General features: G+C 68.6%; 13 protein-coding genes. 12 read left to right on the top strand and 1 reads right to left on the bottom strand.

What is annotated here, in order from left to right; genetic code table 11:
* Nucleotides 1-40: 40 nt before the first annotated feature.
* The 12 genes from modA to nadC all read left to right on the top strand — a co-directional run bounded on the left by modA (nt 41) and on the right by nadC (nt 12,045).
* Nucleotides 41-820: a molybdate ABC transporter substrate-binding protein gene (gene modA, locus LI953_RS04645; protein WP_227074863.1), complete on the top strand. Its 780-nt coding sequence runs from the start codon at nt 41-43 to the stop codon at nt 818-820.
* Between the two features lie 6 nt (nt 821-826).
* Complete coding sequence (modB, locus tag LI953_RS04640; protein ID WP_227074862.1) at nt 827-1,492, top strand: molybdate ABC transporter permease subunit; 666 nt, start codon at nt 827-829, stop codon at nt 1,490-1,492.
* Complete coding sequence (gene modC / locus LI953_RS04635) at nt 1,489-2,559, top strand: molybdenum ABC transporter ATP-binding protein (RefSeq protein WP_255643064.1); 1,071 nt, start codon at nt 1,489-1,491, stop codon at nt 2,557-2,559. The genes modB and modC overlap by 4 nt, the downstream gene beginning before the upstream one ends.
* 86 nt (nt 2,560-2,645) lie before the next feature.
* On the top strand, nt 2,646-3,638 hold the full coding sequence (locus tag LI953_RS04630) for an HlyD family secretion protein (RefSeq protein ID WP_227074861.1): 993 nt from the start codon (nt 2,646-2,648) through the stop codon (nt 3,636-3,638).
* Nucleotides 3,635-4,576, top strand: coding sequence for an ABC transporter ATP-binding protein (locus LI953_RS04625; protein WP_227074860.1), 942 nt, complete (start codon nt 3,635-3,637; stop codon nt 4,574-4,576). The genes LI953_RS04630 and LI953_RS04625 overlap by 4 nt, the downstream gene beginning before the upstream one ends.
* Nucleotides 4,573-5,520 carry an ABC transporter ATP-binding protein gene (locus tag LI953_RS04620; protein ID WP_227074859.1) on the top strand — a complete coding sequence of 316 codons (948 nt, stop codon included), beginning with the start codon at nt 4,573-4,575 and terminating at the stop codon, nt 5,518-5,520. The genes LI953_RS04625 and LI953_RS04620 overlap by 4 nt, the downstream gene beginning before the upstream one ends.
* The gene (locus tag LI953_RS04615) at nt 5,517-6,653 is read left to right on the top strand and encodes an ABC transporter permease (protein WP_227074858.1); all 1,137 of its coding nucleotides are present in this window, start codon (nt 5,517-5,519) and stop codon (nt 6,651-6,653) included. The genes LI953_RS04620 and LI953_RS04615 overlap by 4 nt, the downstream gene beginning before the upstream one ends.
* A 2-nt stretch (nt 6,654-6,655) precedes the next feature.
* Nucleotides 6,656-7,786: an ABC transporter permease gene (locus LI953_RS04610; protein WP_227074857.1), complete on the top strand. Its 1,131-nt coding sequence runs from the start codon at nt 6,656-6,658 to the stop codon at nt 7,784-7,786.
* A 51-nt stretch (nt 7,787-7,837) separates the two neighbouring features.
* Nucleotides 7,838-8,713, top strand: a complete 876-nt coding sequence (locus LI953_RS04605; protein WP_227074856.1) for an NrtR DNA-binding winged helix domain-containing protein — start codon at nt 7,838-7,840, stop codon at nt 8,711-8,713.
* A 79-nt stretch (nt 8,714-8,792) separates the two neighbouring features.
* On the top strand, nt 8,793-9,752 hold the full coding sequence (gene nadA / locus LI953_RS04600) for a quinolinate synthase NadA (protein ID WP_227074855.1): 960 nt from the start codon (nt 8,793-8,795) through the stop codon (nt 9,750-9,752).
* Nucleotides 9,749-11,194, top strand: a complete 1,446-nt coding sequence (locus LI953_RS04595; protein WP_227074854.1) for an L-aspartate oxidase — start codon at nt 9,749-9,751, stop codon at nt 11,192-11,194. The genes nadA and LI953_RS04595 overlap by 4 nt, the downstream gene beginning before the upstream one ends.
* Entirely contained in the window at nt 11,194-12,045 is an 852-nt protein-coding gene (gene nadC, locus LI953_RS04590; RefSeq protein ID WP_227074853.1) for a carboxylating nicotinate-nucleotide diphosphorylase, read from the top strand. The genes LI953_RS04595 and nadC overlap by 1 nt, the downstream gene beginning before the upstream one ends.
* On the opposite strand, the gene LI953_RS04585 is transcribed toward nadC, so the two are convergent.
* Nucleotides 12,042-14,294, bottom strand: coding sequence for an aminotransferase class III-fold pyridoxal phosphate-dependent enzyme (locus tag LI953_RS04585; RefSeq protein WP_227074852.1), 2,253 nt, complete (start codon nt 14,292-14,294; stop codon nt 12,042-12,044). The genes nadC and LI953_RS04585 overlap by 4 nt on opposite strands.
* Nucleotides 14,295-14,453 lie beyond the last annotated feature (159 nt).

Genomic DNA, 14,453 nt, shown 5'->3' with positions numbered 1-14,453 from the left:
CCGGGGCTTTGCGGGCCGAACAATCTTGCCGGAGACGCCCATGACATTGCCGCGCCCCCCCTCCCGCCGCCAGTTGGCGATGCTCGCCGCGCTCGGCATCGTGGCTTTTGGTCTGCGGCCTGCCCCGGCCCGCGCGGAGGAGACCTCGGTCGCCGTGGCGGCGGATTTCACCGTGCCGGCCAAGCGCCTCGCCGCCGCCTTCGAGCAGAAGACCGGTGACACCCTGGTATTGAGCTTCGCCGCCTCGGGACAAATTTTGGCGCAAATCACCCAGGGCGCGCCCTATGCGGTGTTCCTCTCGGCCGACGCCGCGCGCCCGCGGAAGCTCGCGGCGATGGGGCTGGCCGTGCCGGGCAGCGTGTTCACCTACGCTGTTGGCCGGCTGGCGCTGTGGAGCGCGCAGCCCGGCTTCGTCGATGCCCAGGGCCAAGTGTTGCAGACGGGCCATTTCACCCATCTCGCCATCGCCAACCCGCAATCGGCCCCTTATGGCGCGGCGGCGGTGCAGGCGCTGAAGGCGTTGGGCGTGTATGCCGCGGTGGCGCCCAAGCTGGTCACCGGCGAAAATATCGCCCAGGCTTATCAGTTCATCGCCAGCGGCAATGCCGAGCTGGGGTTTGTCGCTCTCTCCGAAGTGTTGCAGGATAAATCCGGCTCCGCCTGGGTGGTGCCGCAGAGCCTGTATCAGCCGATCATGCAGGACGCCGCGCTGCTGAAAGCCGGAGAAGATGACCCCGCCGCCCGCGCCTTTTTGGCCTATCTGCAAACGCCGGAGGCGCGTGCGATCATCCGCGGCTACGGCTACGGCACCACGCCCTAAGCCGCGATGCCCGCCGCCATCCCCCTCACGCTGGAACTGGCGGGGCTGAGTACGGCGCTGCTGTTGCTGCTGGGCGTGCCCCTCGCCTGGGGCTTGGCGCGCGGGCGGGGCTGGTGGGTCGAGGCGCTGGGCGCGGTGATCGCGCTGCCGCTGGTGCTGCCACCGACCGTGCTGGGCTTCTATTTGCTCATCCTGCTCGGGCCGCATGGCCCGTTGGCGCCGCTGCTGGCGCTGGCCGGGCTGCACACGCTGGCCTTCAGCTTCACGGGTCTCGTCATCGGCTCGGTGGTCTGCTCGCTGCCCTTCATGGTGCAGCCGGTGCGCAGCGCCTTCGCCGCTATCGGCTCGGCCCCGTGGGAGGCCGCGCTCACCCTGCGCGCCGCGCCGTGGGACGCGTTCGTGTTCGTCATCCTGCCGCTGGCGCGCGGCGGCATCGTCACTGGCGCGATCCTCAGCTTCGCGCATACGCTGGGCGAATTCGGCATGGTGCTGATGCTGGGCGGCGACATCCCCGGCAAGACCGAGGTCCTCTCCATCGTCATCTTCAACGATGTGGAGACGCTGCGCTGGCCCGAGGCCGGAGCCCTGGCCGCAGGCATGGCGGTGTTCTCCTTCGGTGTCATTCTCGTCACCTTACGGGCGGAGGCGCGCATGGCGCGGCTGCGCGCCTGATCGCCGCGCGCTTCGCGGGTGATGCCGGGGGCTTCGCGCTCGATGTGGCGTTTGAGGCCCCGTCAGCGGGCATTACCGGGCTGTTCGGCCCCTCGGGCTGCGGCAAGACCACGCTGCTGCGCTGCCTGGCCGGGCTGCTGCGCCTGCCCGGCGCGGCGCTGCGCGTGGACGGCGAAATCTGGCAGGAGGGGCCGATATTTCTGCCGCCGCACCGGCGGGCGCTGGGCATGGTGTTTCAGGAGGCGCGGCTGTTCGCGCATCTCTCGGTGCGGGAGAATCTGCGCTTCGGCCTGCGCCGGGCCAAGGGCGCGCCGCGCATTACCGATGCTGCGGTGATCGACGCCCTGGGGCTGGAACCGTTGCTCGCCCGCGCCCCGGCCGGGCTCTCGGGTGGCGAGCGCCAGCGCGTCGCCATTGGCCGCGCCCTGCTGGCCCAGCCGCGTCTGCTGTTGCTCGACGAACCCCTTGCCGCGCTCGACCGCGAGGCGGCGCAGCAGATCCTGCCCCGTCTGCGCGAGGTCTCGCGGTTGTTCGCGGTGCCCGCGGTCTATGTCTCGCACGACCTCGCCGAGATCGAGCAGATCGCCGATTATCTGCTGCTGATGCGCCCCGGCGGGCGGATCGCCGCGCGCGGAGAGCTCGGCGCGCTGCTCACCGACCCGGCGTTGCCCTTCGCCGCCAGGCGCGACGCCGCCATGGTGCTGGAACTGCGCGCCCAGGCTTACGACGAAATTTATGACCTCACCACCTGCGCCGGGGCGGGGGTGGCGCTTACCGTGCCCGGATGGCACGGGCCAGCGGGTGCGGCGGTGCGGCTAAGGGTTCGTGCCAGCGATGTCAGCATCGCCAAAACCGAGCCCTGGGACAGCAGCATTCTCAATGCGCTGCCCGCGCGTATTCTCTCCGCCGAGACCGCTGCCGGCCCGCATGTCAATCTCGTGTTGGCGGTGGGGCAAACGCGGCTGCTCTCCAGCATCACCCGCAAATCCTTCGACAGCCTGGGCCTCGCCGTGGGCGGCATGGTTTATGCGCAGGTTAAGGCGATGGCGCTGGCCGCGCCGGGCTGAGCGCGTCTTGACGCAGGTCAAGGTTTGGCGATGATCAAGCCGTTACGGTTTTGCCAGATGCCGATATTTCCCATGGTCCGTTCCGCATGACCCTCCGCCGTGCCCTTACCGCGCTCGCGGTGCTGCTTGTCGCCGCGGGGTTGTATGCGGCATGGCGGCTCGATACGGGCGGGCAGGGGCCGTTTGGCGCCGCGGCGCCGGGGCAGGTGATCGTTTCGGGCAATATCGAGGCGCATGAGAGCGTACTCAGCTTCACCAATGTGCAGGCCCCCATCGTGGCCCTGCCGTTCGACGAAGGCGCCGAGGTGCGGGCCGGTACCGTGCTGGCCCGGCTCGACGACCGGATCTACCGCCAGCAGGTCGAGATCGACCGCGCCAATGTGCAAGTGGCCGAGGCCCAGGTGGCGGTGAACCAGAGCAGCCTCGCCGCCGCGCAGCACAACATCGCCAGCGATCAGGCCGATCTGGCCGAGAAGCAGCGTGACGCCGCCCGCGCCCAGCAATTGCTGGCGGCCAAGGCGGTCTCGGTGCAGACGCGCGATCTGGCGGTGACGGCGGCCAAGCAATCCGCCGCCACTTTGGCGCATGATGAGGCCGTGGCGCAGCAGGCCGCGGCCAATATCGGGCTGGCGCAGGCTGATCTCGCCGCCGCGCAGGCCAGGCAGCATCTCGATGACATCACGCTCGGCTACACCACGCTCACCGCGCCATTCGCGGGCGTGATCGCGGTGCGCGAGGCCGAGTTGGGGGAACTCGCCGGGCCGGGGGTGGCGATCTTCACGCTCGACGATCTCGACCATGTCTGGCTGCGCGCCTATGTGAACGAGCCCGACCTCGGCAAGATCCGGCTGGGCGAGGCGGTGGACGTGGCCACCGACACCTATCCGGGCAAGATCTATCACGGCCATATCAGCTTCATTTCGCCACAGGCCGAGTTCACGCCGAAGACCGTGCAGACCTATGCCGAGCGCATCACGCTGGTTTACCGGGTGCGGATCGACATCGACAACCCGACCCATGAGCTGCTGCCCGGCATGCCGGCCGATGCCCGCATCGCGCTGCTGCCGCCGGGGCCATGAGCAGCGCGGGCGCCCGGATCGCGATCACCGCCAGCGGCGTCTCGCGCCATTTCGGTGAGCTTGCGGCGGTGAGCGGGGTGGATCTCAGCATCGCCCGCGGCGAGATTTTCGGCCTGGTCGGGCCGGATGGCGCGGGCAAGACGACGCTGATGCGCATGTTGGCCGGGGTGCTGCGCCCGGATGCGGGCAGCATCACGCTCGATGGTATCGACGTTCTGGCCGACCCGGAGGCCGTGAAGCCGCGCCTCTCATATATGCCGCAGCGCTTTGGCCTGTATGAGGACCTGACCGTGGCGGAGAACATCTTTTTTTACGCCGAGCTGTTCGGGGGGGCGCCGGCGGAGCGCCGCGCGCGGACGGCGGAGCTGCTGGAGGCGGCGGGCATGGCGCCGTTCCGCCGCCGCCTCGCTGGTCAGCTCTCGGGCGGGATGAAACAAAAACTCGGCCTGGTTTGCGCGCTCATCCACCAACCCTCGGTGCTGCTGCTGGACGAGCCGACCACCGGCGTGGACCCGGTCTCACGCCGCGATTTCTGGGCCATTCTCTACAATCTGCGCGAATCCGGCGTCACCATCATGTTTTCCACCGCCTATATGGACGAGGCGGAACGCTGCTCGCGCCTCGCCCTGATGCATGCGGGCAAGGTGCGCCTGTGCGACACGCCGGCGCGGCTCAAACAGGCAATGCCCGGTGTCCTGCTCGCCGTGTCCGCGCCCGACCCGCGCGCGGTGCGCGCCGCGCTGGCCGAGGCGCCGGGCGTGCTCGGCGTGCTGCTCAAGGGCGACCATGTGAATCTGCGCGCTGACAGCACCGCCCGCGCCGGGGAATTTGCCGCCATCCTGGGCGCGCGGGGGATCGCCTACACCGCCATCACCCCGGAGGCGCCGGGGATTGAGGATGTGTTCGTCGCCCTCACCGGCGCGCAGGCGGCATCATGAGCGACGGCGCGCCGGTGGTGCATGCGCGCGGCCTGAGCAAGCGCTTTGGCGATTTCACCGCCGTGGATAGGTTGGATCTCGACATCGCCAAGGGCGAGGTGGTGGGCTTCATCGGCCCCAACGGCGCGGGCAAATCCACTACCATCCGCATGCTCTGCGGGCTACTGCGCCCCTCGGCGGGCGAGGCCATTGTGGCGGGCTTCGATGTCGCCCGCCAGCCTGAGGCGGTGCGCGCGCATATCGGCTATATGTCGCAGAAATTTTCGCTCTATGCCGACCTCACCGTGGCCGAGAATTTGCGCTTCTTCGGCGGCATCTACCGCGTGCCGCGCGAGGAACTGGCGGCGCGGATGCGCTTCGCCGTGACCATGGCCGGGCTGGAGGGGCGCGAGACCGCGCTGGTCCGCACCCTGGCCGGGGGCTGGAAGCAGCGTCTCGCCCTGGGCTGCGCCATCCTGCACCGCCCGCCCGTGCTGTTCCTCGATGAACCAACTTCCGGCGTGGAGCCGAAGGCGCGGCGGCGCTTCTGGGACCTCATCAACAGCCTGGCGGCGGATGGCGTCACCATCCTGGTTTCCACCCATTACATGGACGAGGCCGAGTATTGTAACCGCATCGTGCTGATCGATGGCGGGCGGCTGGTGGCGGCGGGCAGCCCCACCGAATTGCGCAAGCACGATCTCGGCGGCGCGCTGTTTGAAATGGAGAGCGCGACGCTGGGCGCGGCGCTGACCGTGCTGCGCGCGGCGCCGGGAGTGGTCGAGGCGGCAATCTTTGGCGATCGGCTGCATGTGCTGCTCGCCCCGGCGGCTGACCCCGCCGCGCTGGCGCCGCTGCTGGCCGCGCGCGGCATCGCCGCCGGGCCGCCCATGCCGATCACGCCAAGCCTTGAGGATGTGTTCGTGCGCCTCGTCTCCCGCCACCGCGCGCCGGAGGCGGCATGAATCTACGCCGCCTCGTCGCCATCGCCTATAAGGAGACGCTGCAGATCTGGCGCGACCCGCGCAGCCTCGCCATCGCGCTGCTGATGCCAGTGATGCAGATGGGCCTGCTCGGCTACGGCGTCAGCCTGGACATCAAGCACGTGCCGCTCTGCGTGTATGACCAGGAGCAGAGCAGCCTGAGCCGCCAGATTGTGGACAGCTTCACCGCCGCGCAATGGTTCCGGACGGTGGCGGTGCTCGGCACCGACCGCGAGTTGCGCGCGGCGATGGATCACGGCAGTTGCACCGCCGCGCTGGTCATCCCAGTCGGCTTCACGCGCACGCTGTTCACCACCGGGCGGGCCGAACTGCAAACCGTGTTCGACGCCACCGACACCAACACCGCCAATGTCGCCACCGGCTACGCCCAGGGCATCGTGGCGCAGCTCGACGCCACGCTGAACGCGCGATGGCAGGCGGCGCATGCGGTGAGCGCCTCGGCGGCGGGCACGGTCAATCTCTCGCCGCGCGTCTGGTTCAACGAGGGGCTGGACAGCCGCAATTTCATTGTCCCTGGCGTGGTCGCCATCATTCTCGCGCTGGTCGGTTCGCAGCTCACCTCGCTCACCGTCTCGCGCGAGTGGGAGCGCGGCACCATGGAGCAGCTTATCTCCACCCCGGTCACCGCGCTGGAGTTGATGTTCGGCAAGATGACGCCGTATTTCGCCATCGGGTTGCTAGATGCCGCGTTCTGCCTTGCCGTCGCGGCGTTCTGGTTCGAGGTGCCATTTCGCGGCAGCCTGTTCGCGCTCATCGTCACCACGGCGTTGTTCGCCCTGGTGGTGATGGGGCTTGGCTATCTGCTCTCGGTGCGGATTCACAGCCAGCTCGGGGCCAGCCAGATCGCGCTCATGCTCACCATGCTGCCGACGACGATGCTTTCGGGCTACACCTTCCCGCTCGACCAGATGCCGCGGGCGGTGCAGGCCGTCTCGTTGATTGTCCCGGCGCGTTATTATGTCGCCATCCTGCGCGCGGTGTTTCTCAAGGGCAGTTCGCTCTGGGAGATGGCGGTGCCGATCGCGGCGCTGGTGATCTATGCCGGGCTCATCATACGCGCCGCCGCCCGCGCCTTCCGCAAGAGCCTCGACTAGCCATGTTCGACCGCATTCTGGCCATGCTCGCGAAGGAATTCATCGAACTCAAGCGCGACCGCTGGGCGATGGTGCGCCTGATCGCGCCGCTGGTCATCCAGCTTGTCATCTATGGCTATGCCGCCACCTTCACGGTCAATCATGTCTCCACCGCGGTGCTGGACCTCGATAACAGCCAGGTCAGCCGCGCCCTGATCTCGCATTTCGTCGCCACGGGCCGGTTTGACATCGTCGATTATCCCTCAAGCCAGGCGCAGTTCAACCGCGATATCAATACCGGCACGGCGGTGGCGGGTATCATCATCCATGCAGGCTTCGCCAAGGGGTTCGCCAATGGCGCCGGCGCCCCGCTGGAGGTCGCGGTGGATGGCACCAACTCCAACACCGCGCTGATTGCGCTCGGCTATGTCAGTCAGATCGTGGGTGTGTTCGAGCAGGAACGCGCGCCGCCGGCCGTTGGCGGCGGAATCGGCGCGGCGCCGCGGGCGGTGAATATCTCGCTACAGGCGCGCCCTTGGTTCAATGAGGGGTTGGACGATCGCTGGTTCTTCATCCCCGGCGTGATCGGCACGCTGGCGATGATGCAAGTGATCAGCCTGACCGCCTTCGCCGTGGTGCGCGAGCGCGAGATGGGCACGCTGGAGCAGATCATGGTCAGCCCGATCGGCCGGGTGGAGTTCATCCTGGGCAAGACGGTGCCGTTCTTCCTCATCGGCTTCGGCGATGTCGCGCTCGTCACCGGGCTGGGGGCGTTGCTGTTTCACATCCCCTTCATCGGCGGGCCGCTGGTGCTGATGCTCGGCTCCACCCTGTTCCTGCTCGCCGCCATCGGCTTCGGCCTGCTGCTCTCCACCCAATCACGCACGCAACAGCAGGCTTTCGCGCTGAATTTCTTCATCGTGAATCCGTTCTTCATCCTCTCCGGCTTCGCCTTTCCCATCGCCGCCATGCCCGTGGCGCTGCAATGGTTCACGCTCATCAACCCGCTGCGTTATTATATCGTCATCCTGCGGGCGGTGTTCCTCAAGGGCGTGGGGGTGGCGGTGCTGTGGCCCGATTTCCTGGCGTTGTTCATGCTCTCCGCCATCATGCTGGTGGTGAGCGTGCTGCGCTTCCAGAAATCGCTCGACTGAACGGCTTTTCGCGCGGCGGCAAATGCGCGACAAAGCGGTATGGAAAGCGGAATGGTTCAGGCGGAGCTGATCGCGGTGCTGGCCGCGGTGACGGATGGAGACCCGCGCGTGCTTACCATCGACGCTGGCACGGCGCTGCCCTCAGGCCCGTTGCAGGAGGGGCATCGCTCCCTGCAGACGGGGTTGCGCGCCTGGGTGGAGCGGCAGACGCACCATGCGCCCGGCTATGTCGAGCAGCTTTACACCTTCGCCGGGCAGCTTCCGGGGGCGGCGCGCAGCATTTCCATCTCCTATCTCGGCCTCAGCCGGCAGGCCGTGACCGAGTATCCGGGCGCCGAGTGGCATAGCTGGTACGAATATTTCCCCTGGGAGGACGCCCGCGCCAACCGCGCCGCGCCGGTGCTGGCGGAAATCCTGCCCCGTCTGGCGCGCTGGGCAGGCGATGATCCGGCCCGGCAATCGCGCGTGGCCGGGCTGTTCGGCACGGGCGGGCGGGGCTGGAATGAGGAACTGGTGCTGCAACGCTACGAGCTGCTGTGGGAGGCCGCGCTGGTGCCGGAGGCAAGGCGCCTGCGTGCGGGGGAGGGCGAGACCGTGCCCGGCAAGGAGATGACGCACGACCACCGCCGCATCCTGGCCACCGCCATCGCCCGGCTGCGGGCCAAGATCAAATACCGCCCCGTGGTGTTCGAGCTGCTGGCGCATGAATTCACCATGCTGGAGTTGCAGCAGACCATGGAGGCCCTGGCCGGGCAGACCCTGCACAAGCCCAATTTCCGCCGCTTCATCGAGCAGCAGGAACTGGTGGAGGAAACCGGCAAGAGCACCTCGGGTCTCGCCGGGCGCCCGGCCAAGCTGCTGCGCTTCCGCGCCGCCGTGCTGGAGGAGCGTGGAGTCTCGGGCACCAAGCTGCCGCTCGTGAAATAAGTCTTGCCATGTTATTCTCAGAGTGAGTATAACCGCATCCGAGATAATTATACTCATACTGAGTATAAAGGAGAGCGAGATGCCGTTAGATCTTTACGACCGCGTTTCCCGGGTGATCCCGCCCATCGAATGGGCCACCATGGCGGAGGATGCCGCGGCCATCCTGGAACTGAAGCGCCAGCGCCGCGCCGTGATCCTGGCGCATAACTACCAGACCCCCGAGATCTTCCATGGCGTGGCCGATATCGTGGGCGACAGCCTGGCCCTGGCGCGCGAGGCCGAGACCGCCGATGCCGACGTGATCGTGCTGGCTGGCGTGCATTTCATGGCCGAGACGGCCAAGCTGATGAACCCGGCCAAGACCGTGCTGATCCCCGACGCGCAGGCGGGCTGCTCGCTGGCGGAATCGATCACCGCCGAGGACGTGGCCCTGTTGCGCGCCAAATATCCCGGCCGCCCGGTGGTGGCTTATGTCAACACCTCGGCCGCGGTGAAGGCGGCGAGTGATATCTGCTGCACCTCGGGCAACGCCAAAAAAGTGGTGGAATCGCTCGGCGTGCCGGAGGTGATCATGCTCCCCGACGAATTCCTGGCCCAGAACGTGGCCAAGGAGACGGCGGTGAAGATCATCGCCTGGAAGGGGCATTGCGAGGTGCATGAGCGCTTCACCCCGCAGGAGATCGAGCAACTGCGCGTCACGCATCCGGGCGTCGTCATCCTGGCGCATCCCGAATGCCCGCCCGAGGTGGTGGCGGTGGCGGATTTCTCCGGCTCTACCGCGGTGATGGCGAATTACGTGCGCGACCAGAAGCCCGCCCGCGTGGCCCTGATCACCGAATGCTCGATGAGCGACAATATCGCCCAGGCCAATCCGGGCACCGCGTTCGTGCGCCCGTGCAATCTTTGCCCGCACATGAAGCGGATCACCCTGAAGAACATCCGCAAGGCGCTTGAGGAGATGCAGACCGAGGTGACGATCCCGGCCGAGTATTTCGCCCCGGCGCGGCGCGCGGTCGAGCGGATGCTCGCCGTTAAATGAGCGCGGATTCTGGGCGTCAAACGATCGTCATCATCGGCGGCGGCGTGGCGGGGCTGATGGCTGCCCTGGCCGCGGCGCCGCACCCGGTCACGCTGCTCAATGCCGGCCCCCTGGGCGCGCAGGCGGCCAGCGCCTGGGCCCAGGGCGGCATGGCGGCCGCGATTGGCGAGGAGGATAGCACCGCCCTGCATGTGGCCGACACCCTGGCCGCCGGGGCTGGCTTGTGCGACCGCGCGGCGGTGGAGCGCATCATCGGCGCTGGCCCGGCGATGGTGGAGACACTGCTGCGCCTGGGCGTGCGCTTCGACCGCAAGGCCTCTGGCGCGCTGGCGCTGGGGCTGGAGGCCGCGCATGCCCGCCCGCGCATCCTGCACGCCAATGGCGACGCCACGGGCGCGGAAATCCTGCGCGCGCTGATCGAGCGCGTGCGCGCCACCCCCAGCGTCACCGTGCTGGACGCCACCGCCCGCCAGATTTTCACCGATGATGCCGGGGTGTGCGGCGTACTGGCCATGCGCGGCGGTGAGGCCTTCACCCTGGCGGCCGACCGCGTGCTGCTGGCCACGGGCGGTATTGGCGGGCTGTTCCGCTACTCCACCAACCCGCAAGGCGCCATCGGCCAGGGGCTGATGCTGGCCATGCAGGCCGGGGCGGTGCTGCGCGACCTCGAATTCATCCAGTTTCACCCCACGGCGCTGGACGCGCCGGGCGGCGGCGCGCTGCCGCTGATCTCCGAGGCGGTGCGCGGCGAGGGCGCGCGTTTGATCGACGAAACCGGGGCCTATTTCATGCAGGGCGCCGATCTCGCCCCGCGCGATGTGGTGGCCCGCGCTGTGTTCGCCCATGCCCAGGCCGGGCATCATGTCTGTCTCGACGCCCGCAACCTGGGCCCGCGCTTCGCCACGCGCTTCCCCCGCATCGCCGCCATCTGCGCCGAGGCCGGCATCGACCCCGCCACCCAGCCCATCCCGGTGCGCCCGGCGGCGCATTACCACATGGGCGGCGTGGCGGTGGATGCCGAGGGGCGCAGCAACGTCGCGGGGCTGTTCGCGGCGGGCGAGGTGGCCCGCACCGGGTTGCACGGCGCCAACCGCCTAGCCAGCAACTCGCTGCTCGAAGCCGCGATCTGCGGTGAGGCGGCGGGCCGCGCCATGGCGGGGCAGGTGGCCAAGCCTGCCCGCGCCCTGCCCGCGCGGGCGCCAGCCCCGGCGCCGGATGCCGCGCCGCTGCGCGCGCTGATGTCGGTGCATTTGGGCGTGCTGCGCGATGCCGCCGGGCTGCGCGATGCCGCCGAGGCCTTCGCCGCCCTGGCCCCCGCCAACCCGGCCGCCGCGCTGGCGTTGCGCATTGCCCAGGCGGCGCTGGCGCGCGAAACCTCCGTCGGCGCGCATGCCCGTGCCGATTCCGCCCCGCTCCGGAACTCTCTTCATAAGGCCGCGTAATGTCCCTGCTTTCGCTTCCCGACATCATGATCGAACCCGCCGTGCGCGCCGCCCTGCTCGAAGATTTGGGCCGCGCCGGGGATATCACCTCAGACGCCGTGATCCCGCCCGCCACCCAGGCCCGCGTGGCGCTGGTGGCGCGCGAGCCCGGCGTGGTGGCGGGGCTGGATTTCGCCCGGCTCACCTTCCGGCTGGTGGATCCGCAGATCCGCTTCGCCCCGCGGCTGGAGGATGGCGCGCGGCTACAGCCGGGCGACATCATCGCCGATATCGACGGCCCGGCGCGCGGCATCCTCACCGGCGAGCGCGTGGCGCTGAACTTTCTAGGGCATCTCTCCGGCATCGCCTCGGCCACGCGCGGCATTGCCGATGCCATCGCCCATACCGGGGCGAAAATCACTTGCACCCGCAAGACCACGCCGGGGCTGCGCTTCGCCGAGAAATACGCGGTGCGCGCCGGAGGCGGGGCGAATCACCGCTTCGGGCTCGATGACGCCATTCTGATCAAGGACAACCACATCGCCATCGCCGGCGGGGTGGGGGTGGCGATGGCGCGTGCGCGCGCCGCCGCCGGGCATCTGGTGAAGATCGAGATCGAGGTGGACACACTGGCCCAGCTCGACGAGGCGCTGGCGCACGGGCCGGATGCGATTTTGCTCGACAACATGACGCCCGAGACGCTGCGCGAGGCGGTGCGCCGCATTGGCGGGCGAGCCATCGCCGAGGCCTCCGGGCGGATTAACGCCGAGACCGCCCCCGCCATCGCGGAGAGCAGGGTGGACCTGCTCTCCGCCGGATGGCTCACCCACTCGGCGCGGGTGCTCGATATCGGGCTGGATTTCCTCGATTAAGGCAGGCTGGCGCGCAGCGCGTCGAGGAAGATCTCCACATGCGCCGGCCCGAAGGGCAAGGGCGGGCGGATCTTCAGCACATTGCCCTGTGGCCCCTCGGTGCCGATGAGCACGCGGTTGCGGCGCATGGCGTTGGCCACCCCCTTGGTCAGCGCCGCGCTGCCGTCCATTTGCACGCCGATCATCAGCCCCCGCCCGCGCACCTCGGCGATGGCCGGGTGGTTGAGGGCGCGGATGCCCTGGCGCAGCATCTCGCCGGTGGCGTGGGCATTCTCCTGCAAGCCGCGGCTTTGCAACTCCTCCAGCGTGGCGAGCGAGGCCGCCGCCGAGACCGGATTGCCGCCGAAGGTCGAGAAAAAATCGATCTTGTCGGTGAAGGCTTTCAGCAGCGCGCGCGGCGCCACGACCATGCCGGTCGGGTGGCCATTGGCCATCGGCTTGCCCAGGGTGACGAGGTCCGGCACCACGCTGTGCAGGGCGAAGCCCCAGAATTCATCGCCCATGCGCCCGAAGCCGGACTGTACCTCATCGCCCACCACCAGCCCGCCGGCCTTGCGCACCTCCTCCGCCACGGCGGCGAACCAGCCGGGCGGCACATCGACGATGCCGTTGGAGACAAAGGCGGAATCGATCAGCAGCATGGCCACGCCATGCCCGCTCTCGCGCAGCGCCGCGATCGCCTGCCGCGCCGCCACCGCCGGGTCGGCGCCGCTATCGGGTGAGGGCAGGGTTTGCACGAAGGGGGCCAGCGGCTGCACGAACGGCCCATGATAGGGCGAGAGCGCCGCGGCGATGTCGGTGACGCCGTGATAGGCGTTTTCCACCACGATCGCGCCGGTCTGGCCGGTGACGATTTTGGCGATCCGGTAGGCGGCGTCATTCGCCTCGGAGCCGGAATTCACATACAGGCAGGTATCCAGCCCGGCGGGCAGGGTGGCGGTCAGGCGCTCGGCATATTCCACCACGCTCTCGTGCAGATAGCGGGTGTTGGCGCACAGCGTCTCCATCTGCCGGGCGATGGCGGCGGCCACTTTGCGGTTGCCATGGCCGACCGAGGGCACGTTGTTATAAGCGTCGAGGAAGCGCGTGCCATCGGGCGCGTAGAGGAACACACCCTCGCCGCGCACCAGATGCACCGGCTCGTCATACGAGAGCTCCAGACCGCGCCCGAGCGCGTGGAAGCGCCGCTCCAGCAGGTTGCCAGCCCCCGGCTTGGCCGCGGCGGCGGCGCGGAATTTGGCGACCACGGCCTCGCGCCCGGCGCTGAGGTAAGCTTCGATGGCCGGGGCGCCGAGGGCGGAGAGCGCGCCCAGCTTTTCGGCCCCCGCGGGGTCGTGATGCCGCCGCCAAGCCTGGATGGTGGTGATGAGCGCATGGCGGGCGATGATCGCCTCGAACAGTGCCGGGAATTCGGCATCCTGCAGCGGCATCACCGCGTCATACCCGGCGACGATCGCGGTGCCGTAATCGATCGGGGCCATCTCGCCCACCGTCTCGGCCGCGGTCACTGCCACGTCGAACACCAGCGGCGCGTGGATCATGTCGCCAAAATCCAGCAGGCCGGTGACTTCGGTAGCGCCCTCGTCCACCAGCATATTGCCGGGGTGCAGGTCGTTATGCGCCATCTGGTGGCGCAGACGCGACATCTGCGGCAGAAAGGCGATGAAGCGGTCAAGCACGGTTTCCACCAGCTTGCGGGTCTCGGCGTCCTCGATCAGTCCGGTCGAGGGGCGCAGATCGACGGCCCGGCGCAAATCCCACACGATCCGCTGCCCCGCCGCCGGGTGGAAGAAATTGCTGAGCGCGAGGTTGAGCCGGGCCAGCGTGCCGCCGGCATGGCGCAGCAGCGCGGGGGAGGGATCGACGCTGTCCATCACCCGGCCGGGCTGGAAATCGAGCGCGCGCACGATATGCGGGATGCCGCGCTCATCCGGGATGCTCGTATAGGCCTCGCCCGCCACGGTGCGGCGCACGCGGGGCACGGGCAGGGCGGGGTCCATCATGGCGATATGGCCCAGCGCCTCGGTCTGGAACGCCACGGTCTGCGGGTCCTCGGTGGGGCCGAGAATCTTCAGGATGATACCGGGGCCGCTGGCGGTTTTGATGCGGAAATTCTGGTCGCGCTCGCCGTAAAGCGGATGCGCCGTGCCGTCGATGCCGAAAATCTCCCGGGCCATGCGGGCGGCGGCCTCGGTGGGGAAGGCCGGCGGGCTAGTTTCGAGCGCGACGAGACGAAGCGGTTCAGTCATGATTAGGGGTACCTCAAGGCGTTTTTCTGCCGCCAGAATAAGCCCGGGCGGGCGCGGCGCGCTAAACAGCGGAACACAAACCGCCGCTCGGGCGCGGTAAAATATTGATCTCGGTCAAACCCTTTGCGAGGCCGACAGGCTAGGCTCGCCAAGCCCGAA

The sequence above is a fragment of the Acidocella sp. KAb 2-4 genome (assembly GCF_020567705.1).
Lineage (GTDB): Bacteria > Pseudomonadota > Alphaproteobacteria > Acetobacterales > Acetobacteraceae > Acidocella.
The sequence above is the reverse complement of the archived record's forward strand: the minus strand, read 5'-3'. Positions and strand labels throughout refer to the sequence as shown.